General features: G+C 70.5%; 21 protein-coding genes and 1 pseudogene. 10 read left to right on the top strand and 12 right to left on the bottom strand.

From position 1 onward, the window contains the following. Positions 1 to 62: 62 nt before the first annotated feature. Genes ACFYY2_RS02820 through ACFYY2_RS02800 form a run of 5 tightly spaced genes read right to left on the bottom strand, consistent with a single transcriptional unit; the run spans position 63 to position 4,422 of the window. Positions 63 to 1,439, bottom strand: a complete 1,377-nt coding sequence (locus ACFYY2_RS02820) for a cytochrome P450 (protein WP_388736082.1) — start codon at positions 1,437 to 1,439, stop codon at positions 63 to 65. A gap of 10 nt (positions 1,440 to 1,449) precedes the next feature. After that, positions 1,450 to 2,010, bottom strand: coding sequence for an ATP/GTP-binding protein (locus ACFYY2_RS02815; RefSeq protein WP_388736079.1), 561 nt, complete (start codon positions 2,008 to 2,010; stop codon positions 1,450 to 1,452). Between the two features lie 3 nt (positions 2,011 to 2,013). Then, entirely contained in the window at positions 2,014 to 2,406 is a 393-nt protein-coding gene (locus tag ACFYY2_RS02810; RefSeq protein WP_388736076.1) for a DUF742 domain-containing protein, read from the bottom strand. Further along, a complete protein-coding gene (locus ACFYY2_RS02805) occupies positions 2,399 to 3,238 on the bottom strand; it encodes a roadblock/LC7 domain-containing protein (RefSeq protein ID WP_388736073.1) in 840 nt (279 codons plus the stop codon). Before ACFYY2_RS02805 ends, ACFYY2_RS02810 begins: the two co-directional genes overlap by 8 nt. Then, positions 3,235 to 4,422 (bottom strand): ATP-binding protein, encoded by a 1,188-nt coding sequence (locus ACFYY2_RS02800; RefSeq protein ID WP_388736070.1) that lies wholly within the window; start codon positions 4,420 to 4,422, stop codon positions 3,235 to 3,237. Before ACFYY2_RS02800 ends, ACFYY2_RS02805 begins: the two co-directional genes overlap by 4 nt. 1,004 nt (positions 4,423 to 5,426) lie before the next feature. On the opposite strand from ACFYY2_RS02800, the gene ACFYY2_RS02795 reads away from it, so the two are divergent. The 3 genes from ACFYY2_RS02795 to ACFYY2_RS02785 all read left to right on the top strand — a co-directional run bounded on the left by ACFYY2_RS02795 (position 5,427) and on the right by ACFYY2_RS02785 (position 8,698). Continuing rightward, complete coding sequence (locus ACFYY2_RS02795; protein ID WP_388736067.1) at positions 5,427 to 6,950, top strand: catalase; 1,524 nt, start codon at positions 5,427 to 5,429, stop codon at positions 6,948 to 6,950. Positions 6,951 to 7,307: 357 nt separating this feature from the next. Further along, positions 7,308 to 7,916, top strand: a complete 609-nt coding sequence (locus tag ACFYY2_RS02790) for a GPP34 family phosphoprotein (protein ID WP_388736064.1) — start codon at positions 7,308 to 7,310, stop codon at positions 7,914 to 7,916. 143 nt (positions 7,917 to 8,059) lie between these two features. Then, positions 8,060 to 8,698: a Dps family protein gene (locus ACFYY2_RS02785; protein WP_388736062.1), complete on the top strand. Its 639-nt coding sequence runs from the start codon at positions 8,060 to 8,062 to the stop codon at positions 8,696 to 8,698. A gap of 243 nt (positions 8,699 to 8,941) precedes the next feature. Here the strand turns inward: ACFYY2_RS02785 and ACFYY2_RS02780 are convergent. Next, a pseudogene (locus ACFYY2_RS02780) lies at positions 8,942 to 9,157 on the bottom strand (hypothetical protein); the annotation flags it as partial. A 124-nt stretch (positions 9,158 to 9,281) separates the two neighbouring features. Between ACFYY2_RS02780 and ACFYY2_RS02775 the strand changes: the two are divergent. Both ACFYY2_RS02775 and ACFYY2_RS02770 read left to right on the top strand, forming a co-directional pair. Next, complete coding sequence (locus ACFYY2_RS02775; protein WP_388736060.1) at positions 9,282 to 10,502, top strand: alginate lyase family protein; 1,221 nt, start codon at positions 9,282 to 9,284, stop codon at positions 10,500 to 10,502. Positions 10,503 to 10,702: 200 nt separating this feature from the next. Further along, positions 10,703 to 11,206, top strand: a complete 504-nt coding sequence (locus ACFYY2_RS02770; RefSeq protein ID WP_388736057.1) for a DUF4396 domain-containing protein — start codon at positions 10,703 to 10,705, stop codon at positions 11,204 to 11,206. Positions 11,207 to 11,348: 142 nt separating this feature from the next. Here ACFYY2_RS02770 and ACFYY2_RS02765 read toward each other — a convergent pair whose 3' ends face one another. After that, positions 11,349 to 11,657 carry a hypothetical protein gene (locus ACFYY2_RS02765; protein WP_388736054.1) on the bottom strand — a complete coding sequence of 103 codons (309 nt, stop codon included), beginning with the start codon at positions 11,655 to 11,657 and terminating at the stop codon, positions 11,349 to 11,351. A gap of 233 nt (positions 11,658 to 11,890) precedes the next feature. Here ACFYY2_RS02765 and thpR point away from each other — a divergent pair, with 233 nt between their 5' ends. Next, on the top strand, positions 11,891 to 12,487 hold the full coding sequence (thpR, locus tag ACFYY2_RS02760; RefSeq protein WP_388736051.1) for an RNA 2',3'-cyclic phosphodiesterase: 597 nt from the start codon (positions 11,891 to 11,893) through the stop codon (positions 12,485 to 12,487). A 139-nt stretch (positions 12,488 to 12,626) separates the two neighbouring features. Here thpR and ACFYY2_RS02755 read toward each other — a convergent pair whose 3' ends face one another. Continuing rightward, positions 12,627 to 13,100, bottom strand: coding sequence for a MarR family winged helix-turn-helix transcriptional regulator (locus tag ACFYY2_RS02755; protein WP_388736048.1), 474 nt, complete (start codon positions 13,098 to 13,100; stop codon positions 12,627 to 12,629). Between the two features lie 324 nt (positions 13,101 to 13,424). Here ACFYY2_RS02755 and ACFYY2_RS02750 point away from each other — a divergent pair, with 324 nt between their 5' ends. Together ACFYY2_RS02750 and ACFYY2_RS02745 are read left to right on the top strand one after the other, a co-directional pair. After that, on the top strand, positions 13,425 to 13,952 hold the full coding sequence (locus ACFYY2_RS02750) for a GNAT family N-acetyltransferase (protein WP_388736045.1): 528 nt from the start codon (positions 13,425 to 13,427) through the stop codon (positions 13,950 to 13,952). A 248-nt stretch (positions 13,953 to 14,200) separates the two neighbouring features. Next, positions 14,201 to 15,142: a GNAT family N-acetyltransferase gene (locus ACFYY2_RS02745; protein WP_388736041.1), complete on the top strand. Its 942-nt coding sequence runs from the start codon at positions 14,201 to 14,203 to the stop codon at positions 15,140 to 15,142. Here ACFYY2_RS02745 and ACFYY2_RS02740 read toward each other — a convergent pair. After that, complete coding sequence (locus ACFYY2_RS02740) at positions 15,137 to 17,827, bottom strand: ATP-binding protein (RefSeq protein ID WP_388736038.1); 2,691 nt, start codon at positions 17,825 to 17,827, stop codon at positions 15,137 to 15,139. The genes ACFYY2_RS02745 and ACFYY2_RS02740 overlap by 6 nt on opposite strands. Before the next feature lie 118 nt (positions 17,828 to 17,945). Then, positions 17,946 to 19,559 (bottom strand): ATP-binding protein, encoded by a 1,614-nt coding sequence (locus tag ACFYY2_RS02735; protein WP_388736035.1) that lies wholly within the window; start codon positions 19,557 to 19,559, stop codon positions 17,946 to 17,948. A gap of 106 nt (positions 19,560 to 19,665) precedes the next feature. On the opposite strand from ACFYY2_RS02735, the gene ACFYY2_RS02730 reads away from it, so the two are divergent. After that, positions 19,666 to 20,484, top strand: a complete 819-nt coding sequence (locus tag ACFYY2_RS02730) for a response regulator (RefSeq protein ID WP_388736032.1) — start codon at positions 19,666 to 19,668, stop codon at positions 20,482 to 20,484. Between the two features lie 166 nt (positions 20,485 to 20,650). On the opposite strand, the gene ACFYY2_RS02725 is transcribed toward ACFYY2_RS02730, so the two are convergent. Then, a complete protein-coding gene (locus ACFYY2_RS02725; protein ID WP_388736029.1) occupies positions 20,651 to 21,043 on the bottom strand; it encodes an STAS domain-containing protein in 393 nt (130 codons plus the stop codon). A gap of 307 nt (positions 21,044 to 21,350) precedes the next feature. Here ACFYY2_RS02725 and ACFYY2_RS02720 point away from each other — a divergent pair, with 307 nt between their 5' ends. Next, positions 21,351 to 21,842, top strand: coding sequence for a MarR family winged helix-turn-helix transcriptional regulator (locus ACFYY2_RS02720; protein ID WP_388736026.1), 492 nt, complete (start codon positions 21,351 to 21,353; stop codon positions 21,840 to 21,842). A 15-nt stretch (positions 21,843 to 21,857) separates the two neighbouring features. Here the strand turns inward: ACFYY2_RS02720 and ACFYY2_RS02715 are convergent, their stop codons facing one another. Continuing rightward, positions 21,858 to 23,045: a PP2C family protein-serine/threonine phosphatase gene (locus ACFYY2_RS02715; protein WP_388736023.1), complete on the bottom strand. Its 1,188-nt coding sequence runs from the start codon at positions 23,043 to 23,045 to the stop codon at positions 21,858 to 21,860. Positions 23,046 to 23,302 lie beyond the last annotated feature (257 nt).

The following is a 23,302-nucleotide window of genomic DNA, read 5'->3' as shown; positions in this document are numbered from 1 at the left end:
CATGATCGTTAAAGCATCCACTACCACTGAGTACTCAGGAGGTTACTAAAATCACTCTCGCCTCACTCGCCCCTGGTCCAGGCGAGGAAGCGGGTGAAGAGGCCGCCCTTGGAATGCGGTGCGGCATGCGTGCCCGTACGCGACGGCCCGGTGACGGGGGGCGCGGAGGGGGTCGCCTGCTGCTGCGGCGCCTGGGCCGGGCTCGACGCGGCCGGCTCGGCCGCCTGGGGAACCGCCCGCGGGGAGAAGCGGATCGGCAGGGTGACCAGCGAGCGGCTCCACGGGCTCGGCGCCCAGGTCAGCGCCTTGAACGGGACACGGAGCTCCACGTCGGGAAGCCGGTTGAGCAGCGCCTCGACGGCCGTCACGGCGATCATGAACGCCGGGTCCTTGGCGGGGCAGGCATGCGGGCCGGCGCCGAACGCCAAGTGTGCCTTGGCACTGAGCTGTTCGCGGTGCTCGGCCAGCTTGGGGTCCGTGTTGGCGGCGGCGAACGAGACCAGGATCGGGTCGTTGGCCCGGACCACCCTGCCGCCGAGCTCGACGTCGTGCGTCGGGTAGTGCGCGGCATAGTTGGCGATCGGCGCGTAGTTCCAGAGAGTCTGGGACACGGCGTCCTCGACCGGGAGACCGACCTGCCAGTCCTCGCCGAGATACAGCGCGCTGCTGGTGCCGATGGCCGCGGCCAGCGGAGCGGTGCCGCCGGAGAGCAGGGTCACCAGCTGGTGCAGCACCTCCTCGTCGCTCAGCTGCGCCGAGTGCTCCATCAGACGGGTCGTCAGGTCTGCGGCGGGCCTGCGGCGTTTGAGCGCGATCAGTTCGGTGAGCGCCCCGCCGAGCACCTCGTCGGCTCCCGGGGTGCCCTCGAAGATGCCGCTGATCCCGGCGATGACCCGGTCACCGATCTCGGGCGGGCAGCCGAACAGGTCGCTGAAGACCAGCAGGGGCAGCGGCTGCGCGTACTCGGCCATGAGCTCGGCCTGGCCGCGGATGTCCGTACTGAACTGGCTGATCAGGTAGTTGGCGGACTGCTGGGTCTGCCTGATGAGCTGGTGCTCGTTGACCGTGGCGAGACTGTCGGTAACGGCCTGGCGCAGCCGGGCATGTGCCGCACCGTCGCTGAAGAGGGCGTTGGGGCGGTAGCCCATCATGGGCAGTGCGGGGCTGTCCGCCGGGACGCGGCCTTCGTTGAGGGCGTTCCAGCGGCGTGAGTCGCGCACGAAGGAGGCGGGGTTCTGCAGGACGTACAGCGCAGCGTCGTAGCTGGTGACGAGCTCGGCCTGGACGTCGGGGGCGATGTCCACGGGCGCGCTGGGTCCGAAGGACCGGAGCTGCGCGTAGTGGGCCTCGGGGTCGGCTCCGAACGAGGGACCGTACATCTGGATGTTCCCGTGCGCGGGGCAGCCGGGGGGTATCTGTGAGTCGAGTGGCTGTTGCATTCCTGCGCTCCTAGGCGAGTTGGGACATGAGGTGTTGCACGAGGGTGATGAGGGCCTGCGCCGAGGAGGTCTCGTCCCGTACGTCGCACTTCACGACGGGGGTGTCGGAGGTGAGGTTCAGGGCCTCCCTCACCTCGTCGATCGGGTAGTCCGTGGTGCCTTCGAAGTGGTTCACTGCGATGGCGTAGGTCAGGCCGAAGCGCTCGACGAGGTCGAGGACGGGGAAGGACTCGTGCAGACGCTCCGGGTCGACGAGGACCAGCGCACCCAGGGCGCCCCGGGAGAGCTCCTCCCACATCTCCTTGAAGCGCTCCTGGCCGGGCGTGCCGAAGAGGTAGAGCACCAGGGTGTCGCTCAGGGTCAGCCGCCCGAAGTCCATGGCGACCGTGGTGGTCTTCTTGTGGGGCACACCCGACAGGTCGTCGAAGCCCACGCTGGCCTCGGTGATCTCTTCCTCGGTCCGCAGCGGCTCGATCTCGGAGAGACTGCCGATGCAGGTGGTCTTGCCGACCCCGAAGTGCCCCACTATGAGGATCTTCACCGCGTGGGAGACGTCTGGATCCAGGTACACGCGTTACGCTCCGAATCGATTCTTCAGGCCTTCGAGCACGGCGCTGACCAGTTCTCTGTCGACACGTTCGGCGCGCGGTATCGGCCTCCTCACGAGAATGAGGCTGTCCTCCTCCAACTGCGCCAGCAGGATGCGGACGACGCCCAGGGGCAGGTGGGTGTGCCCCGCCACCTCGGCCACGGACAGGAAGCCGTCGGCGACCAGGTCCATGACCTGTCCCGCTTCCGGGGACAGCGTGTGCGCCGCGACCGGTCCGTCCTCCGCGGCCGCCGTCACGAGCGTCGTGTGCTCGTACTCGTGGTCCGGAGGGAGTGCTCGTCCATTCGTGATCACGAAGAGCGGGACTAACGGTGACGTCAGTTCCAGCTCTTCGTCCTGCTCGGGCCCGTCAGGCATGGCCTGTCCCCTTCGCCGGTTTCGCCGCGGTGAGCCTGGGAACCACCTCGTGCAGCCGCGTAGTGAACTCCTCTATGTCACAGTCGTGTTCGGCGGCGGCGGCCAGAAAGGCACCGGGTCCGGCCGCCATCAGGAAGATCCATCCGTGCTGGAACTCGATGACCGTCTGGCGCCACTCCGCGTCCTCCAGAACCCCCGCGAACTGCGACGTGACCCGGCTGTAGGCGTGAATGCCCGTCATCGCCGCGGAGATGGTGTCCGCGAGGTCGCGGCTCATCCCGTTGGTCGCGCCGCGGGGAAGGCCGTCGGCTCCCAGCAGCACCGCGTGGCGCGCTCCCTTGACCTCGGACATCACCTTGTCGAGCTCGCCGAGGGTGAATCCCGCGTCACCTGAGTTCTGCCGCCGGGGGGCGTTCTCCCGAGCACCCCCCGCATCCTCGGCGTTCAGTCTCGGCGGTGAGGTGAGGTTGTTTCCGAGCCGGGCGACGAGGCGGTGCATCCGGAAGGAGATCTGCTGCATGTCGACGTCGGGCGCGGCCGCGGCGGCGAGGTAGGCGCCCTGCCCCGCCCCGATGAGGAAGCTCCAGCCGTGCGAGAACTCGATGATGGTCTGGTTCCACTGCCGGTCCTCCTCCGGTCCGGCGAAGTGGGCCGTCGCCCGGCTGAGCGACTGCATCCCGGCCATGGCGGCGGAGATGGTGCGCACGTCCTTCTCGGCCAGGCCCTCCGTCGCGCCGCGGGGAAGGCCGTCCGCGGACAGCAGGACCGCGTGCCGTGCACGGGGCACGTTGTGCACGATGTCCTCGAGCATCCACGACAGGTCTGCGGTCATGCGTCTTCGGACCCTTCGAGCGAGGTGGCGTCAAGGTTGCGGCCGGAGAGGGTGCCGCGCTGGAAGGCCCCCAGGCTGCGCCCGGAAGTGCGTCCCGTGTCCCCCGAGTTCCGTGGCGCCGGCGAGGTGGCGTCCGGATCGGGGACACTCGCGATGGGCGCCTGGCGTGCTCCACGCTTGGGCAGACCGTGCATCGTGCGCGACGTCGCGCCCTGGGGCCTGCTCTCGGAGGTGCGCCGGATGTTGCTGACCGGAGCCTCCTGGGCGGGCGGTATCTCCTCCATGGTCCACAGCTCCTCGGGCAAGAGGACGACAGCTCTGACGCCGCCGTATCGGGAGACTCCGGTGACGTCGACCTTGAAGCCGTACTGGCGTGCGATCAGGCCGACGACCGGGAAGCCGAACTTGGGCTGCGTCCCGAGCTGCGACAGCCGGGGGGCAACCTCTCCGGACAGGAGCGTGGTGGCCCGCTGCCTCTCCTCGTCGTTCATGCTGACGCCGGCGTCGTCGATGACGATGCACAGGTTGTTCTGGACGCGCTGGAACGTCACCTCGATCGGTGCGTCCTGCTGTGAGAAGCTGGCGGCGTTGTCGAGCAGCTCCGCCACGGCGAGGGCGACGGGCGCGACGGCGGACGCCTTCAGCGCCAGACCGGTCTGCTGCATGATCGCGACGCGGTTGAAGTTGCGGATCTGTCCCTGGGCGCTGCGCACCACGTCGTAGACGCTGGCGGGCCTGTTACGGCGGCCGAGGGGCGCACCGCACATCACCGCGATGCCCTGGGCCTTGCGCGCCATCTGCGCGTTGGCGTGGTTGACGTCGAGGAGGTCGCTGAGGACGGCGTGCCCGCCGTACGTGCGCTGAATGCCGTCGAGCAGCGTCGTCTGCTCGGCCGCGAGGCTCTGCAGGAAGCTGGCCGCGCCCTTGAGGACGGCCTTGGTGTTCTCCTCCGCCGCCTCCTTGGCCTCACGGAGGGTGGCTTCCTGCTCGTTGCGGAACCTCTGCAGCTCGGCGCGTGACGCGTGCAGGTGGCTGTCCGCTGCGAGTAGCTGCTGCCTGAGTTCGTCCTCGGTATGCTTCTTCTTCGCCCCCAGCGCTCTGTTGCGGGCGACGAGTGCCCCGATCACGACAACGGCTATCGCCGCCACCGCAACCAAGCACCACACAAGTGCGTCTCGATTCATGGAAACCTTTCCCGGCGCATGGCATGCGGACGGCTGCGGATACACCTCGCAAGGATCCGCAGCACAGCCGATCGGCACGGTTCACCCACTGTTACGCGGAGAACGTGCCGCCGATCGCAAATCAGCATCTGCGTCAAGTGGATCAAGATCACAGATGCCGGGATGCTATCACCGGAGCTTCGCCACCCCGGACGCCCGTCACGACGTCCCGTATGCCCAACACAGCTGTCGCAGCCGCACGTTGACACGCCTCTTCGGCCTTGCGACTGCCATCCGCCACCCCTCTCGCAACCGATCCGGCGATCGGTTCTTCACAAGAGGACTGACAATCTCTCACATCGATCTGAGGCACCGTCAACCGGACCCCCCGAAGCGCTGCACCAGATGACGGCAACGTCAAGCCTTCCGCGATTGTCGGCGTGTCGTTCGCCTGCCGTGAGGCCGCCCGCCGCGAGCGCCCGGAAGCCCTCCGGACACGCCGCCGCCGCTGCCCGTACGGGCAGCGGCGATCCTCGCCGGAGTCACCGGCCGGGCCGAGGCGAGGACCGGCGCCAGGCGGGGGCCGTGCCCCCCGCGCCGGAAAGGCGGACCGGCGGACCGGCTTCGTGACCGCCCGGATGCAGCCGGCCGGCGTGTGATCGGTGCCCGGTCCACGGAGCCGGACGCCACGCCCGCAACCTGCCGACAGGATCGGCCGCCATGGGTGCGCGGGCCTCGGTCCGCCCCCCGTTCTCCCGACAGCGGCACGAGCGGCAGCCGGCTCACGGAAGAGGATCTGGAGCATCCGTTTCCGGCGACCCGCTTCTTCATGTTTGACCGCATTGATACCGGGTTACAAGTGCGGCCATGCTCGGAGAGCGGAGGGCCACCTGTCGGCGTAGCGTCTCGTTCGGGCGTCCACGCCCGGGCCCGGCGTCGATGCGGACGGATATTCGACGGGCCCGGCGCGCGCCGTCCCTACCGACGTTTCGCTCTCACCATTCCCACCGCGAAGGGGAACGAAAGTGACCGACACCTCGCACGAGCTGACCACCACTGACTCCGGCATCCCGGTGGAAAGCGACGAACACTCGCTCACCGTCGGCCCGGGCGGACCGATCCTGCTGCAGGACTCCTACCTGATCGAGCAGATGGCCCAGTTCAACCGGGAGCGGATCCCCGAACGTCAGCCGCACGCCAAGGGCAGCGGCGCCTTCGGGCGCTTCGAGGTGACCAACGACGTCAGCCGCTACACCAAGGCGGCACTCTTCCAGCCCAAGACCAAGACCGAGCTCGTGGTCAGGTTCTCCACCGTCGCCGGTGAGCGTGGCAGCCCCGACACCTGGCGCGACCCTCGTGGCTTCGCCGTGAAGTTCTACACCACCGAAGGCAACTACGACATGGTGGGTAACAACACCCCCGTGTTCTTCGTGAAGGACCCGATGAAGTTCCAGCACTTCATCCGGTCGCAGAAGCGCCGCGCGGACAGCAACCTCCGCGACCACGACATGCAGTGGGACTTCTGGACGCTCTCACCCGAATCGGCCCACCAGGTCACCTGGCTGATGGGTGACCGCGGCATCCCGCGCAGCTGGCGCCACATGAACGGCTACACCTCCCACACGTACATGTGGATCAACGCGCAGGGCGAGCGTTTCTGGGTGAAGTACCACTTCAAGACCGATCAGGGCATCGAGACGTTCACCCAGCACGAGGGTGACCAGATGGCCGCGGCGGACACCGACTATCACACGCGTGATCTCTTCGAGCACATCCGCGACGGCAAGTTCCCCAGCTGGACGCTGCACGTGCAGGTCATGCCGTACGCGGACGCGGCGAACTACCGCTTCAACCCGTTCGACCTCACCAAGGTCTGGCCGCACGGCGACTATCCGCTGATCGAGGTGGGGCGGATGACGCTGGACCGCAACCCCACCGACAACCACGCGGAGATCGAGCAGGCCGCCTTCCAGCCCAACAACCTGGTCCCGGGCATCGGCCCGAGCCCGGACCGCATGCTGCTGGCCCGGCTGTTCTCGTACGCGGACGCGCACCGCTACCGCATCGGCGCCAACTACCAGCAGCTCCCGGTCAACGCGCCCGTCTCGCCGGTACGCACGTACTCCAAGGACGGGGCGATGGCGTACCGGAAGACCTCCGACCCCGTCTACGCCCCGAACTCGAAGGGCGGTCCGGCGGCCGACACCGCCCGCTACGGATCCCCGCCGAGCTGGCACGCCGACGGGGACATCACCCGGGCGGCCTACGTCGACCACGCGGAGGACGACGACTGGGGCCAGCCGGGCACGCTGGTGCGTGAGGTCCTCGACGACGCGGCGCGCGACCGGCTGGTCGACAACGTCGTCGGTCACCTCCTCAACGGCGTCACCGAGCCCATTCTCCGCAGGGCCTTCGAGTACTGGTCGAACATCGACGCGTCGATCGGCCGGCGCATCGAGGAAGGCGTACGCGCCAAGGCGGGCGAGAAGGACCCCAAGGCTTCGGAGCAGAGCAATCCGGCGCGCCGGTCCATGCAGGACAAGGCCTGACAAGCGGGCTCGCCCCGGACCGCGCCCCCCGGACACACCGGTGGCCCTCCGCAATGCGCCGCACGGCGCTCCCGGAGGGCCACCGGCCCGTCGGTCCCGCGGTCCCCGAGCCCTGATCGTGCAGGGCGTGGGCCCTGCCTTCGGACATCCCGTCTTCGGCCGTCAGCGGGAATACTGGAGCGACGTACGAACGGTGGCACCGCGGGAATCCCGGGGCCGCCCGGCCGGTTGTCGCTCCACACGTGCCCGGCACGCGTGGCGGGCGGTCGGTCCGACGCCGGGTCGCCGCGTGTTCCGTACGCGGAAGCCCACCAGGTGGTGATGTGACACCACCGACGAAGCCGAGGGGAGCCGTGCATGACTACGGCGAAGGACCTTTTCATCATCGCCTTGGACCTGGGGTCGAAGCACTCGGTCGGGCAGGGTGACCTGTCGCTCGCGCTCGCGGGAGCCGAGCTGGTCGATCTCATCGGGGCACGGGCGGTCGCTCTGGACGGCGATCGCATCGTCCCCGCGGAGCAGGGGCAGCCGGCCGACGACCACCTGCTGGGCGAGGCGTCGGCCGCGCTCACCCGGCAGGCTCCCCACGAACGGGTCGAGGACTGGCTGTGGCGACGGGGTCGCGATCTCGCGGCGTCGTACCAGGCCGCCCTGGAGGAATCCGGTGAGCTGACACGAGAGCACCGCGGACGTCTGTCGTTCGGCGCGGAACGCCTGGAACTCGCCGACACGCCTTCCCGCCGCCGGGCCCTGAACCGGTGGGAGGCCGAGGAGCCGGTCCTCGTCGCTCTCGCCGCGGCCGTCGGCATCCCGGGCGAGCAGACCGAGGACGAGCCGGCCCCGGACGACGAGGCCGTGACGACGGTACTGGCCGTGGTGAACGACGCGGTGATGGAACTGGAGGCCGTACGTCAGCGGCGGTCGATCGAGAGTTCTGCGTTCGCGAATGTCTGGCGCGCCCCCTGAGGGAGCGGGAACGGCGCGGCGACGTCGGCCGCGGCAAGCGTTCGACAGGGCCGGTCAAGTGGTATCGGCGCCGATCCGCGTGACACCCGCGGCGCCCGTGGGAGATGAACGACGGTAGAGCGTTCCGTCCACCCAGGAGCATCATGTCGCCGAAGAATCCCACCCCTCGCTACACCGTTCCCGGCCTCACCACCAGGGAGGGCGGCCAGGTCATCGACCTGTTGAGCATGCGCCTGCACGCCCTCAACGACCTGGCGCTCACCCTCAAGCACATCCACTGGAACGTCACGGGGCCGCACTTCATCGCCGTCCACGAGATGCTCGACCCGCAGACCCTTGCCGTGCGGGACATGGCGGACTCGACGGCGGAGCGCATCTCGGCGCTGGGCGGTGTGCCGCAGGGGACGGCGGGCGTCCTGGTCGCCGAGCGGACGTGGGGCGACTACAGCGTGGGCAGGGCCGACGCCATCTCCCACCTCGGGGCACTGGACCTCGTCTACACCGGCATCATCGAGGACCACCGGAAGGCCGCCGCGAAGGCCGCGTCCGTCGACCCCGTCACGGAGGACCTGCTGATCGAGCACCTGCGTTCCCTGGAACAGTTCCAGTGGTTCGTGCGTGCGCACCTGGAGAACAGCTCCGGCGCCCTCAGCACGGCCGACTCGGGCAGCGAGAAGAAGGCCGCGGCGGCTGCCGGGCCGTCGCCCTCCATCCCGGCGAAGAAGACCGCGAACAGCAAGCGCGCCGCCAAGAAGCCCGGGGCCCGCAAGCGCGCGGTCTGAACCGGTCGGCGGGAGCCGGCCGCGCTGTGAGGTCGCGGCCGGGCCGTGGGATCGGCCGGCCGTGGGATCCGGGCGCCGGAAGCCCGGGGGCGAGGGCGCCGTCACGGCCGGCTCCCTCGCCCCCGGGGTTCACCCGTGCGGGCCGAAGCGCGACCGCGCGAGGTCGCGCAGCAGGGCGATCTCCGCCATGTGGTGGACGAATTCGAGGTTGGCGCCTGCCAGCACCGCGACGAACGGATCGTGAACCTCGGCGTACTCATTGGACGGAATGTCCGGCGCCCCCTGATCGAGCACCCACTCACCGGGTCCGTACGCCCTGGGGGTCGTCGCCTCGCCACGGCGTCGGATCGACCAGCATCCGGCCACCGGCTCCCAGAGGTACTCCTCGTCCCCGAGCCCCGTCAGCCGCACCCGGCGGGCGTAAACACCCGGGGTTCCTCGCAAGATCCGGCTGAACAGCGGTTGTGCGGCGCATTCAGTTCGCGCCCTTGACGGCGATCTGGTCTGTACCTATGGTCACCGATCAGCGCGCGTGTTCATCAGCCAGTGCAACGTTCACATACAGGAACGGATGGCCCCCCACATGCCTGACACCCCCGCGATACGCCGCCCCGGACGGCGCCCCGGCCTCATCGTCGCCGCCGCCGGCGCTCTCGTCGCTCTGATCGCAGGCTTCCTCTCCTGGCCCGGCGCCAACCGCGCCGAGGCCGCGCCGACCGCCTTCGCGCACCCGGGAGTGACCGTCTCCCAGGGCCAACTGGACTTCGTCCGGGGCAAGGTGAATGCCGGCGCCCAGCCCTGGAAGGGCGCGTACGACCAGATGATGGCGAGCAGGTACGCCGACCTGAACCGGACTCCCACGCCTCGCGCCACCGTGGAGTGCGGCTCGTACTCCAACCCCAACTACGGCTGCACGGACGAGCGGGAGGACGCGATCGCGGCGTACACCCACGCGCTCGCCTGGTACATCACGCGCGACGACCGGTACGCGAAGAAGTCCATCCAGCTGATGGACGCCTGGTCGGCGGTCATCAAGAGCCACACCAACAGCAACGCCCCGCTCCAGACCGGGTGGGCCGGGTCCTCGTGGCCCAAGGCGGCCGAGATCATCAAGTACACCTACACCGGGTCGTGGGCCAACTCCGGCCGCTTCGCCACCATGTTGCGTGACGTCTACCTGCCCAAGGTCATCAACGGCTCCAACTCCAACGGCAACTGGGAACTGTCGATGATGGAGGCCGCCGTGGGCATCTCCGTCTTCCTCGAGGACAGGACGTCGTACGACAAGGCCATGGCGAAGTTCCGGACGCGCACGGCGGCCTACGTCTACCTCGCCTCCGACGGCGCCCTGCCCAAGACGGTCCCGAGCCAGAACCTCGACACCACCGCCAAGATCGTCAACTACTGGCAGGGGCAGTCCACGTTCACCACCGGCCTCACCCAGGAGACCTGCCGCGACTTCACGCACACCGGCTACGGCATCTCGGCCATCGCCCATGTCGCCGAGACCAGCAGGATCCAGGGGCAGGACCTCTACGGCACGGACGTCGGCGAACGGCTTCGTCAGGCACTCGGCTTCCAGTCCAGGTACCAGCTCGGCGAGGCGGTGCCCGGCTCGCTGTGCGGCGGATCGCTGCACCTGGGCCTCGGCCCGGTCACCGAGGTCGGTTACAACGCCCTGCACAACCGCCTCGGCATCGCCATGACCAACACCCAGCGGCTGACCGAGCAGAGCCGGCCGGCCGGCAGCAACAACCTCTTCGTGGCCTGGGAGACCCTGACGCACGGCGACAACCCGTCCTGACCCCCGCTCCTCCCCGGAGGAGTGGACGAGAGGTGCCCCCGCGACGCCGGAGTGCGGGGGCACCTCTTCGCGCACCGGAGGTGCGTACGACCTGCCGAGCAGCGCACGCCACCCCCGAGGGAATACCCCCCTGGGGTATATGGTTCACCTCTGTGCATCCGCCGGAGCGGAGCAGGACGAGCTCACGATGGGAGACGGTCATGGACCACAGTGCGCATCACACCGGGACCGCGCACGGCCACGGGGGCCACGGAGAGCACCCGAGAGTCGGCGTCACCTGGAGCTCCGCGGCGAAGGCCACCCTGCACTGCCTGACCGGCTGTGCCGTCGGCGAGATCCTCGGGATGGTCATCGGAACCGCTCTGACGTGGGGCAACGCGCCCACGATGATCCTTGCGATCACTCTGGCGTTCGTCTTCGGGTATTCCTTCACCCTGTTCGCGATCCGCGGGGCCGGCCTCGGCGTCAAGGGAGCCCTGAAGGTCGCCCTGGCGGCCGACACCGTCTCGATCGCGGTGATGGAACTCGTCGACAACGGCATCATCGCGCTGGTGCCGGGTGCGATGGAGGCACAACTGTCGGACGGGCTGTTCTGGTGGGCCCTGCTGGGCGGGCTGGCGGTCGCCTTCGTGATCACGACCCCGGTCAACAAGTGGATGATCGGTCGCGGCAAGGGGCACGCGGTCGTCCACGGGTACCACTGATGGGGACCACTGACGGCGTACTCAGTGCCGGACCTCGCAGCGACGGGCCGTACCCCGGGGGCGATCCCGGCGATGCACCACCGGATCGCCCCCACGCACGAGCGCCCGCCCCGGTCATCTCCTCGGCGAGGCCCGGAGCCGGTCAGAGGTCGCTGTCGATCCCGGTGACCGCGGGTGATCCGAGCGGTGCTTCCGTCTCCGAGTAGCCGGTCTCCTGAAGCGCGCTGGAGACGAGGCCCACGGCCTCCAGCTCCGCTTCGTACCGGTCGGTGGCATCGACTTCGAGCCGGATGGAGAAGGTGTCGTCGTCGTTGAGGGTGAGCAGGTCCAGCCCTTCGCTCTCACTCACGTCCGTGTGCTGCGCGGAGAGCTTCCCCTCCAGGGCGGCACGGGAGGTGTCCGTGATGCCGGTGACGAAAGTCCCGGGCACGGTGATGACAAAGGTGGTCATGGCGGCTCCTCACGTCCGGTGCGCAAACGTCTTGCGTCTCGTTCCGACTGCCCACATTTTCAGAAGTCACCGAGGAACCCGTCCAAGCCTGGGCGGTACGCCGCCGACGCAACCCGCGCACCCCCTCGTATGTCGACACCAGGCCCCTCTCCCCCGCCCACGACGCACACGCGTCCCGCCCCGGGGCGCACCGGACTTCGCAGCGGATGCCGCCATGGGGTACGAAGTCCGATGTGAACGAAGAGACCCGACCTGCGACCGTGCGCGTGTTCGTCGCCCTCGCCCCGCCCGACCACGCGAAGGAGGAGCTCGCGCGGGAACTGCGCCCCGCATACGGCACGCACCCACGGATGCGGTGGAACCGCATCGAGGACTGGCACATCACCCTGGCGTTCCTGGGCGAGCTGCCGGTCGAAACCGTTCCGCTTCTGCTGCGGCCACTCGCCGCCCTCGCCGCGGCACAGCCGGCGCCGCGACTGGCGCTGCGGGGCAGCGGCACCTTCGACGACCGTGTGCTGTGGAGCGGCATCGACGGAGAACTCGACGAGCTGCACATGCTCGCGGCAGACGTGCGGACCGCGGTCAAGCGGTGCGGCATCGCCTTCGAGGAGCGGCCGCTGCGGCCCCATCTGACACTGGCCCGGGCCCGCCGGGGGGATCCGGCCTCGACGGCGGAGATCGCCGCGGGGTTCGCCGGATTCAGCGGCACTCCGTGGCTCGCCGAGCGTCTGCACCTGGTCGGCAGCAACGCGAGCCGCGGCCGGGGACCGATCCACTACCGCGACATCGAGGCCTGGCCTCTCGGGGGCGGGCACCGCGGCTCCTCCTGAACACCCCGGCGGCCGGCACTCACCGCACAGGACCGGGCAGCGGCGCCACCGGCCATCGGCCCACGTCAGCCGCGCGGGGACAGGCCGGCGAGATCGTCCGCCACCGGCGGACGTCAGCCGCGCGGGACGGGGACGCCGCTCATTCCGGCCGCTGTCCGATCCTGGCGAGTGCCGCGTCCACCTGATCCCCCAGTTCGATCAGAAGGTCCATCTGCTCGGGGGTCATGTGGTCGATCAGCACATCGCGTACATCAGCCGCGTGCAGCGGGGCAGCCGCCTCGATGAGGGCGCGCCCCTGCGGAGTGATGACCACGACGGCGCCGCGCTGATCGGTGGCGCAACGCTCCCGGCAGACGAGGTCGCGCTTCTGCATGCGGGTCAGGTGCTGCGACAGGCGGCTCTTCTCCCACTGCAGGGCCTTCCCGAGAGCGAACGGCCGCAGGCGGCCCTCGGGTGCCCCGGACAGGTGTGTCAGCACGTGGTAGTCGGCGGTGGACAGCCCGCTGCGGGTGCGCAGCCGCCGCTCGACGTATTCGGACAGTCCGGCCTGCATCTTCATCAGGCTCCGCCAGGCTCGCTGTTCACGCTCGTCCACCCATGGTGATTCACCCATGCACTGCATCGTACGCCTTAATTGACTCATCAATCAGTTTGCGCGCGTGCAGTGTGCGTGTGATCCCCGGCAGTCGAGGCCGAGGCGGCTTCGAGGGACCGTCGGGTCCGGGTGCGGACCCCCGCCATCCCGGCCGAACCCGTACGCCGTGTCCGGGGAATCGGCCATCCCCCCGACGTGCCCCTCCGAGGAGGCGCCGAAGGCGCGTCCGGTGGGCCCGGGCGCGGTTCCGCTCGACGGGCCGCCGGGCGTAGGGTGCGGCGCACGGGCGGCCCCACCTGGCACCGGCCGTCTCATCCGATGCATGGCGAGGAGCACCACCCCATGGGCAGCAGCACCGCGATCCGCCTGATCGAGCCCGGGGACGCCGCTCCGATCGCCGCACATCGGATGCGCGACATCGACGCTTTCCGGCCGTGGGAACCCGCCCAACCGCCCGAGTTCTTCACCCCGGCGGGCCAGGAGGAGCGGATCGACGGCCTGCTGGCCGCTCACCGGGCCGGGACGGTGTGGCCGGGAGTGGTGCTCGCCGACGGTCAGGTGATCGGCCAGGTCACCATCGGAGGCATCCTGCCGCAGCCCCACCTGCGCCGCGGGTCGGTCGGATACTGGGTCGGCTCCGTCGCCCGGAATCACGGGCATGCCGGGCGCGCCGTCGGGCTTGCGCTGCGGGTGATGACGGACGAACTCGGGCTGCATCGCGCCGAGGCGTCCACCAATCTGGAGAATCTGGCCTCGCAGCGGGTGCTGCGCCGCAACGGGTTCAGCCCGTACGGCGTGGCGCACTCGTCGATCCTCCTCGACGGGAGCTGGCGCGACGGACTGCTGTGGGAGCGCATTCTCGGCGATTAGTCGATCGACGCGGACGTCGTCGGCGCACCGCGCCGGGCGGTAACGGGGCGGAGCCGCCCGGGAGCGGGGTGCATTCCCCGCTCCGCGCAGACCGGAGCCCCGCGCGGCCCGTAACCCTGCGCAGCCCGGCGGTCGACCACGTTAAGTCGTGACGACCGATGCCGGTGGCCGCCGCCCCGCCTAGTGTTCTGGCGTCGCACCGTCTCCGGGCGCGTCATCACCACGTACGTCGTACACAGAGGAACTACATGATCATTCGCCCTACGACCGAGGTCGACCTCGAGCGTGTCGTCGCCGTCACCGTCGACGAACCCGTCGGCTGGATCGAGGCCGATCGCTATGTCGACGAGCTCGGCCAGGGTATGTACCGGCCGGAATGGACCTGGATCGCCGAGGAGGACGACCGGGTCGTGGCTCGGGCGCTGTGGTGGGGGCAGGCCTCCAGCACGCACCCGATCGCTCTCGACTGCCTGCACGTGGACGGCTCCGTCACCGATCCGTCGGCACTGGCCACCGAACTCCTGACCGCCGGTCTGGATGCCTTCGCCTCGCAGGGCGCGCCCAGAGCCCCGCTGTACAACCTGACGTTGCGGCCCGACTGGCGCTCGGACCCGGCCGTGGCCGGCGCCCTCGCGTGGCGCCGCACAGCGGCGCTGGCCGCCGGGCTGACGGACGAGGTGGAGCGCCTGCGTCTGGAATGGCGCCCCGAGGCGGGGGTGCCTCGCTCGCGTGGCCGGCTCACCTTCACCCCGGCGACCGACGAGGAGTTCCTGGAGGTGTTCCAGCGGATCGCCGAAGGCAGCCTGGACGGTGAGACCCGACGGAATCTGGCGACCCTCGGTCCCGAGGCCACCGCCCGGGAGGCGATGGACTTCTACCTCGGCTGCCCCGGCGAGCGGGAGTGGTGGCGGCTGGCCCGCAACGCCGAGGGCGAGATCGCGGGCCTCGCGATCCCCTCGGCCACGCCGTACAACCGCAACGTCGGCTACCTGGGCGTCGTCCCGGAGTTCCGCGGGCGGGGATACGTCGACGACGTGCTCGCCGAGATCACCCGGGTCCAGGCGGAGTCCGGCGCGGAGCTGATCACCGCGACCACGGATACGGGCAACGCCCCGATGGCGGCGGCGTTCGCCCGGGCCGGTTATCGCACGGCCGAGATCCGGATGATCTACTCGGCGCCCGTGTCATGACGCCAGGAGCGCGGCCAGTTCGCTCCGTGAACCGATGCCGAGCTTGGGGAAGGCCCGGTAGAGGTGATGCCCCACGGTGCGCGGACTCAGGGACAGCCGGGTGGCGATCTGCCGGTTGGTCGCCCCCGTGGCGGCGAGTCGCACGACCTCCCGCTCCTGCGGGCTCAGCCGGCTGATCCGGATGTCGGCGCCGTCCCCGGACGTGTCCTGGTTCCCGCCCGCCGCCCGCAGCTCGGCACGGGCCCGCCCGGCCCAGGGGCGGGCGTCCAGCTGTTCGAAGGTGGTCAGCGCCTCGTGGAGGTGGTCGCGGGCATCGACGCTGCGCCGCATCCGGCGCAGCCATTCGCCGTAGGCGAGTTCGGTCCGGGCCCGCTCGAATCCGCTGCCGCTCGCATGGGCCCGCAGCGCGGACTCGAAGTGGTGCTCGGCCTCGGTGCCGGCGCCGGTCAGGGCCGCGCAGCGGTGGGCCGCGGCGGTCGGGGCCGGGTGCCCCGTGGCCGCGGCCCAGTCCGCGAGGCGACGGGCGGGCTCCACCGCCCGTTCCGGGCAGCCCGCGCGCACGGCGGCCTCGGCGAGGTCGGGCAGCAGGTGGTGGGCGAGCACGGGGTGCCCGGCTGCCGCAAGTGCCTCGTCGAGATGTCCGAGCGCCTCGTGTGCCCGGCCGAGTCCGAGCTCAAGCAGGCCCAGGGCCCACAGGGCGGTCGCCGTACCCTGCCCGACGCCGCGCGGACGGGTGTAGTCCAGCGCCTTGTCCGTCAGGGAACGGGTGGTCTCCTCATCTCCCCGGACGGCGGCCGGTACCGCCAGGACGGAGCGGAGATGGGCCGCCCGGTGATCGAGGTCGTGGTGGTCGGCGAGCCGCAGCGCTTCGGACGCGTGCGCCCGCGCCCCGTCGAACCTGCCGAGCGAGACCTCCGCCACCGCCAGCAGGTGCAGCGCGGTGGGAAGCCATCCGCTGATGCCCCGGCTGCGGCAGAGCTCCACGGCGGCGGTGGCGATCTCGTGCGCGGTTTCGTGGTCGCCGGTCAACTGGCAGTAGATACCGGTCATCAGCCGGTTCATGAGCCCGGTCCGGGAAGGTCCGCAGGCTGTGACGAGCGTGTGCAACGTGTCCAGGGCCTCCGGAATCCGGCCGCTGAGCAGGAGGGCGGGCACTGCCGGCACGGGCAGCTCCGGGTCGCGGTCCGCGATCCGGCGGATGAGCGCGGTGTCCGCCGCGGAGAGGGCCGCGTGCACGGCGTCGGTGAGCAGGGAGGCGAGTTTGTCGGGGCGGCTGGGCGAGACGGCGTCCGCGGAGTCCAGGAGGATGCGCCCGGCGGTCGCCGGGCTGCCGTACCCGAGCTCGACCACGGCCCGGACGCGGGAGAGATCGGCCGCTGTACCGGGATCGGTCAGGGGGAGCGGCACCTGGTCGGCGAGGATGCCGGCACGCACGTCCTGGCCCGCTTCGGCGGCCTTCTGGGCCGCCCTGACCAGTCGTCGGGCCCGCCTCCGCGGGTCCTCCGTGAGCTGGGCGGCCCGCTCGTACGCGGCCGACGCGGACGCCATCGCCTGCCGGCTGCCGGCCCACTCCGCGACGTGCTCCAGCTCTGCGGCGACCCGTTCGTCGGGTCCCGTCGCCGCCGCCGCGAGGTGCCATGCCCGCCGGTGCCCGTGCCGGTCCGTGTCCAGCGTCGCCGCCAGGGCTTCGTGGGCGGCTATGCGCCTGACCAGCGGGGCTCCCTGATAGGCGGCGTTCCGCACCAGGGGGTGCCGGAAGCGCAGCGTCCGGCTGGACAGGGAGACGAGACCCGCTCGTTCGGCGGGTTCCAGGTCCTCCAGTGCGGCCCCCAGCCGGCCCGCGGCCGCCAGCACAAGGGGCAGTTCCCCGGTGTCGTCCGCGGCGGCGGCCAGCAGCGCCACCCGGGTCGCGTCGGGCAGTAGGCCGATCTGGCGGGCGAACGAGTCCTGGAGCCGGCCGGGCAGCGTGGACGGCCCTTCGGGCAGCGCCAGCGGGCCGAGCTGCCCCGCCCGCTGGGCCGGGGTGAGCGCGCCCGGCAGATCGAGGAGGGCGAGTGGGTTGCCGTGCGCCTGCTCGATGATCGTCTCCGCGACGGACGGCAGCAGTCCGGTGACCAGAGACGCCGCCGCCGCCCGGTCGAGTCCCCCGATGTGCAGCGTGGGAAGCCCGTGGGCCGAGCTGCCGGGGGCACCGTCGCGCGCGGCGAAGAGCAGGGCGGCGGCCTCGGTGCCGAGCCTGCGGGCCGCGAAGGTGAGTGCGTCCACAGTCGGCTGGTCGAGCCACTGCACGTCGTCGATCAGGCACAGGAGCGGGGCGTCGGCGCCGAGCCGCGAGAGCATCGAAAGCACTCCGAGGCCGATGACGAACGGGTCCTCAACGACGTGGTCGCCGAGGCCGAAGACCGCCCGCATCGCGGTGGCCTGGGGCAGCGGGAGCCCGTCGACGAGGTCCAGCACGGGCAGGAACAGCTGATGCAGCCCGCCGAAGGCCAGGTCCATCTCCGATTCGATGCCTTCGGTGCGCAGCAGGCGCATTCCGCCCGCTCCCGCCGCGGCGTGGTCGAGCAGCGCGGTCTTGCCTATCCCCGCATCGCCGTGCAGCAGCAGCCCGGCGCCCCTCCCCTGCCTGCAGTCGGCGAGGATCCGGTCGATCCGGTCCTGCTCCGCACCGCGCCCCAGCAACATGCGGCCCCCGCCGTCGAGTTCTTCTGCCCCGTGGAGACCAGTAGTACCAGGTGGGAGCGGGCGGCGACCGGGGCGGGCCGCCGCCCGCGGAGGCACGACGATCCGCGCTCGACACCGGCTACGGGCTGTCCGTCTCCGGCGCGTCCGAACGGGCGGGCGGCAGGGTGAAGACGAAGCGGGTGCCGGGGGTGTGGGTGGTGTCGAGGCTGATCGCGCCACCGTGGTACTCGACGATCTTCTTGCAGAGGGCGAGGCCGATGCCGTTGCCCGGATAGCTGTCGCGTGTGTGGAGGCGCTGGAAGATCACGAAGATCCGCTCGGCGTACTCCGGTCCGATCCCGATGCCGTTGTCGCTCACCGCGAACTCCCAGCGGGGGCCGCCGGCCCCTCCGGAGGGCGCGTCCGTGGCGGCCTTCCGTTCCACAGCGCTGATGTGCACCCGGGGCACGACACCGGGGGCCCGGAACTTGACGGCGTTGGAGATCAGGTTCTGCAGGAGCACCCCGAGCTGGGTCGGATCACCGTGTACGGCGGGGAGCGGGTCGTGGGTGATGACCGCCCCGGCCTCCTCCACTGCGACACCCAGCGCGTTGGTGGTACGACGCAGCAGGTCCTCGGTGCTCACGTCGGCGTCCTGTGCGTGCAGGCGTCCGACACGGGAGAAGGTGAGGAGGTCGTTGATGAGTGTCTGCATGCGGTTGGCACCGTCGACGGCGAACGCGATGTACTGCTTGGCGCGGTCGTCGAGCTGGTCCGCGTAGCGGCGCTCCAGCAACTGGCAGAAGCTGGCGATTTTGCGGAGCGGTTCCTGAAGGTCGTGAGAGGCGACGTAGGCGAACTGCTCCAGTTCCTCGTTGGAGCGGCGCAGTTCCGTAGCCCGTTCGTCGAGTTCCGAGCGGGCGCGGTCGCTGAACTCCAGTTCGTCGGCGAGACGTCGGCGCATCCCGTCCACGTCCGTCGCCAGTGCGCGCAGGTCGGCGGGGCCGGAGGGGGCGATGGAATGGTCGAACCGGCCGTCCGCGATCTTCCGCACATCGGTGCGCAGCCGGTCGAGGGGTACCTGGACGCCCCGGCGCAGCCCCGCGAAAGCGAGGGCGATGAGGGCGAGGACCACGCCGCCGATGGCGATGAACACCGTGTTGCGGAGGTCGCGCGCCTGCTGCAGGGCCTCGCGGGACCGGTCCCTCTCGGCCTCGATGCGGGTCTGCTGTCCGGACAGCGCCGTGCGGAGGGCGTCGAACGCCGCCTTGCCCGACTCGATGTGCCGCAGGGCGGAGCCCGCGGGGTCGCCCGATTCGCTGATCGGCCGGGCCGTGGTGTTCTGCCACTGCTCGGAGCGCTCCCGCACCGTGGCCAGGTCGCGCACGGCCCCTTCGTTGCCGCGGACCAGGCGCGACAGTTCGGCGGTCGCGGCCGACTGCTGGGCGAGGCCGTCCCGGTAGGGGCTGAGGAACGCGCGCTTGCCCGTCATGCCGTACCCCCGGATGCCCGTCTCCTGGTTGATCAGGGCGCTCTCCATGCGGACGGAGGCGATCAGGGCGGGCGACCAGCGTTCGGTGAGCTGCTTGTTGACGTCGGTGGCGTGGGCGAGGACCCACACCCCGCACCCGGCGAGTGCGAGGAGGACGACGAGTGCGCCCGCTGAGCAGACACCCAGCCAGCCGCGGGTGGTCCAGCCCGGTCCGGCGGACGGTGCTGCGGGGGCCTGCTGCGGCGCTGTGTCGATCGGCACGTCGGGTCCATCCTCCTCGTCCCGGCGGCACGCCTGGGCGGCGTCACCCTACCCCCGGGGACAACCATGGTTGTCCCCGGGTCCGGTTGGCGTCTACGGTGCTCCCATGGCAGTGGAGACGCGCTTGACTCCGGAGCAGGAGGAACTGGCCGAGCGGGCCCGACAGGCCGTCGCCGAAGCCGCCCGGCAGCTCGTCCCGCACACTCCGGCCGCGGATGCCGACGGGCCGGGTCCGGACGGGCTCCGGAACGAGGCGCTGGCGTCGCTGCAAGCCCTGGCGTACCTCGGACGCGCGGTGGAGGAGTGTGCGGCCCTGGCCGCACGGGCCGCCGCACAGGAGGGCGCCGGCTACCCGCAGCTGGGCAGAGCCTGGGGCGTCAGCCGCCAGGGCGCCCGCAAACGCTGGCCCGGACTCGTCTTCACCGCCCGTCCCGCATCACGACCGCTGCCCCACGACCAGACCCGGAGTCCCCACATGAACGGCCTCGCCCCCCGCACCTACACCGTTCTGCTCGTCGAGGACGACATGGCCGACGCCATGCTCATCGAGGAGGCCCTGACCGAACAGGGCATGGCGCGCGGGATACAGCGGGCCGACGACGGCGTCGCGGCCCTGGAGTACCTCCGCGACCCGCGGACCGACCGGCCCGACCTGATCGTGCTCGATCTGAACATGCCCCGGATGAACGGCCGCGAGCTGCTCAACGTCCTCAAGAACGACCCTGATCTGTCGAGCATCCCGATCGTCGTGCTGACCACGTCCGCCGCGCCGGACGACATCGACGACGCCTACCGCCAGCACGCCAACGCCTACGTCACCAAGCCCGTCAATCTCGACGACTTCATCGAGACCGTGCAGAGCATCGATTCCTTCTTCCTCGACACCGCCACGACCCTTCCCCGGAACCCGGGCGACGACCACTGAGCCAGCACCCGCCTGGCGCGGGTCCGGTCCGGGAGACGCGACGGGTGCCCGGATCCACTTCGTCGGGGGCCTGTTCTTCAACACCGGTGGCTACGCCTCCCTGCCGCGGGGTCTCTCCTTGCAGCAGGTGGACACGCTGGTCCGGGCGCCGGACGGGGCCGGGGGCTCAGGCGGTTCCGTGCCCCTCGTTCGTCCCGCCGGGCGCCACGAGGCCTTCGAGGGCCTCGGACGTGGTGGGAAGGACCGGCATCAGGACGCCCACCCCCGTGACGTCCAGCAGCCTCGTGACGTGGGGCGGGGCCGCCACCAGCGACAGGGAACCGTACCGGTCCTTCGCGTAGCGCAGGATGCCGATCATCGTGTTGAGGCCCGAGGAGTCGCAGAACTCCACGGGCGCGAGGTCCAGCACGAGGTGCGGCCTCCCCTGCCTGATCAGTTCCATGGCCTTCGTCCGCAGGGCCGGCGCGCTGTCCACGTCGATCTCCCCGGCCACGGTGAGCACCGCGACGGAGTCCGCCGGGTGCAGGACGGTGAGGACGAGGTTCGGGCTGTGCGTCATGGGTGTCAGTACTCCAGGCCGGGGGACGGTGGCCGTCGCGGCAGGAGCGACGGTGACCGCCGAAGATCACACATCGGATGTCGCCAGTGAACCGTACTCCATGGCAACTATTGTCATAAGGAAACATACCGGGGTTCGCCGGGACCTGAGAACCGTGGGTGACAGGGGTACGATGTCCGGGGCCACGCGTGTGCCCCGGAACCTATGTCCTGGCTTTCCGTACGAGCGCGTTGAATGCCCGGCTCGCTTGCCCGGTCCGGTGGCCAGACGGACGTGTGAGGCTTAGCCGGATCGGAGTGTCATCACCATGGGCCTGAACCCCGAACCCGACCAGCGGTCCAGGGAAGCGGCCCGCGAGGGTTCCGAATTCGTCGAACTCCTGGAAGTCCTGTGGGAACACGGGCGTGAGGCCGTGCCCACGGGCCCGGTCTCCCCTTCCCAGCTCCGCGTGCTGTACATCCTGGACCGGGAGGAGGGCATCAATCTGCGGATGCTCGCCGAGGCCCTGGGCTCGGCCTCCCCTTCGGTCAGCAGGCTGTGCGACCGGCTGCAGGCCACGGGGTTCGTGGAGCGCACTCCCAGCCCGGTGAGCCGCCGGGAACTGGAGCTGCGCCTGACCGGTCACGGCAAGGCGTACCTCGTCGACCTGCGGATGCGCAGGGAAGAGGTGCTGATGTCCACGATCGACGCCATGCCGGCCAAGTCGCGCCGGGCCCTGCTGGAAGGACTCAGGGCCTTCCGCAACACGGCCTCGGGGCAGGACAGCGGCGGCGCGAGACCTTTGCGCTCGACCGGCTGAGGCCGCGGCGGCAGGTCAGGCGGACACATCACCCGTGGAGGGCTGCCTGCCGAACCAGTCCATGCAGACGACCAGGGCGTCGTCGTCCAGGGGCGTGTCACCCCGGTAGGAGCGCAGGTCGCGGAGCACCGCGAGCGGCACCTGCTCCGAGGGCAGCAGGCGGTGCGCGGACAGAGACCGCGCGAGGGCGCGCTCCCCGTAGCGCTCGCCACCCGCCGAAGCGCTGTCGTAGACCCCGTCGCTCCCGATGAGCAGCCGGTCGCCCGGTTCGACGCGCAGGCGCTCCGTCACATACTCCGTCTCTTCGAACATGCCGAGCGGAAGCTGGGCGTCGAAGCCGAGCGACTCCACGCTGCGGTCCCGAAGCCGCCACATGCGGGGCGATCCGGCGTCCACGGCCTCGACCTCTCCGGTCGCCAGATCGAAGCGCAGCAGCAGGACGGCGGCGTGCAGCGTGCCGCGGTACTCGGCGTAGACGGCCTGGTCGGCGAGGCTGGCCTGGCCGGGGAGGTCCAGGCCGGCGCGCCGGGCGTTGCGCAGCGCGTTGACGACGAGATTGGTCAGCAGGGCCGCCTCCATCCCCTTGCCCATGCCGTTGGTGACGGTGAGCGTGAGGTGGTGGGCCGACACGGACCAGTCGAAGTTGTCTCCGAAGATCGCGTAGGCCGGTTCCAGGTGGGCGCCGAGCGAGAACTCGGGCCGTCTCACGGAACGGCCGGGGAGCAGCTGCCACTGCATCTCCGCGGCGAGGGTCAGCCGGGTGGCGCGGCGCGCCAGGAGGTAGAGGTCGGTGTCCCTCTCGGCGACGAGGATCTCGTGGCCCAGCGCCTCACCGATCTGCAGCATCTCCGCGAGGTCCTCGGCGGAGCAGCCGCCCTCGGGCAGGGTGACGGTGAGAACGCCCAGCCGGTCGCCGCGGACGGTCACGGGAAGGTGCGCGGTGACGGGGCCCGGCGTGGACCGGGATTCCACGTACGGTTCCTGGGCACCGAAGGCCCGTCCCTGCGGGCTGTCGTGGACGTGCACGGGTTCGGCGAGGGGGGCCTCGGCCACCACCTGAAGCGTGGTCATCCCGTAGTCGGCGAGCCGCAACTCGACGCTCTGCACGTCGTAGTGCTCCCGCAGGGCCGCCGCGACGACCTCGACGAGGAGATGGGGAGCGGCCTTGCGCAGCTCCCGCTCGACGGCAGCGAATCTGTCCACGTGGTCCTGTTTCTCGTCGTGCCGCGCCGAACCCCGGTTCGCCTTTGGGGCCTCGGCCTCCAGCGTAAGGGGCCTGTTCCGATCCAGCGCGGTGCGCCCGCAGGGTCGCGCCGGTGGACGGCGCTGCTCATCCTACGATGTCCTGAGACAACAGTTTCCACACAGCAAGAAAAACTGCGCCATCTCACGCATGGGCGTCCCGAGGCAGGGCAGGGGCTCGGCACGAAGCGCTCTCGGCACGAGCAAGGGTGGGAACG

Source organism: Streptomyces sp. NPDC001822, assembly GCF_042892135.1.
GTDB lineage: Bacteria > Actinomycetota > Actinomycetes > Streptomycetales > Streptomycetaceae > Streptomyces.
This window is presented reverse-complemented; position numbering and strand designations above follow the sequence as displayed.

Bases quoted from the DNA above. Each gene is read 5' to 3' on its own strand.
- ACFYY2_RS02820 (WP_388736082.1), bottom strand. From the start codon at position 1,439: ATGCAACAGCCACTCGACTCACAGATACCCCCCGGCTGCCCCGCGCAC.
- ACFYY2_RS02765 (WP_388736054.1), bottom strand. From the start codon at position 11,657: ATGACCACCTTTGTCATCACCGTGCCCGGGACTTTCGTCACCGGCATC.
- ACFYY2_RS02745 (WP_388736041.1), top strand. From the start codon at position 14,201: ATGATCATTCGCCCTACGACCGAGGTCGACCTCGAGCGTGTCGTCGCC.
- ACFYY2_RS02720 (WP_388736026.1), top strand. From the start codon at position 21,351: ATGGGCCTGAACCCCGAACCCGACCAGCGGTCCAGGGAAGCGGCCCGC.
- ACFYY2_RS02740 (WP_388736038.1), bottom strand. From the start codon at position 17,827: ATGTTGCTGGGGCGCGGTGCGGAGCAGGACCGGATCGACCGGATCCTC.
- ACFYY2_RS02755 (WP_388736048.1), bottom strand. From the start codon at position 13,100: ATGGGTGAATCACCATGGGTGGACGAGCGTGAACAGCGAGCCTGGCGG.
- ACFYY2_RS02810 (WP_388736076.1), bottom strand. From the start codon at position 2,406: ATGCCTGACGGGCCCGAGCAGGACGAAGAGCTGGAACTGACGTCACCG.
- ACFYY2_RS02725 (WP_388736029.1), bottom strand. From the start codon at position 21,043: ATGACGCACAGCCCGAACCTCGTCCTCACCGTCCTGCACCCGGCGGAC.
- ACFYY2_RS02730 (WP_388736032.1), top strand. From the start codon at position 19,666: ATGGCAGTGGAGACGCGCTTGACTCCGGAGCAGGAGGAACTGGCCGAG.
- ACFYY2_RS02800 (WP_388736070.1), bottom strand. From the start codon at position 4,422: ATGAATCGAGACGCACTTGTGTGGTGCTTGGTTGCGGTGGCGGCGATA.
- ACFYY2_RS02785 (WP_388736062.1), top strand. From the start codon at position 8,060: ATGTCGCCGAAGAATCCCACCCCTCGCTACACCGTTCCCGGCCTCACC.
- ACFYY2_RS02775 (WP_388736060.1), top strand. From the start codon at position 9,282: ATGCCTGACACCCCCGCGATACGCCGCCCCGGACGGCGCCCCGGCCTC.
- ACFYY2_RS02770 (WP_388736057.1), top strand. From the start codon at position 10,703: ATGGACCACAGTGCGCATCACACCGGGACCGCGCACGGCCACGGGGGC.
- ACFYY2_RS02805 (WP_388736073.1), bottom strand. From the start codon at position 3,238: ATGACCGCAGACCTGTCGTGGATGCTCGAGGACATCGTGCACAACGTG.
- ACFYY2_RS02790 (WP_388736064.1), top strand. From the start codon at position 7,308: ATGACTACGGCGAAGGACCTTTTCATCATCGCCTTGGACCTGGGGTCG.
- ACFYY2_RS02750 (WP_388736045.1), top strand. From the start codon at position 13,425: ATGGGCAGCAGCACCGCGATCCGCCTGATCGAGCCCGGGGACGCCGCT.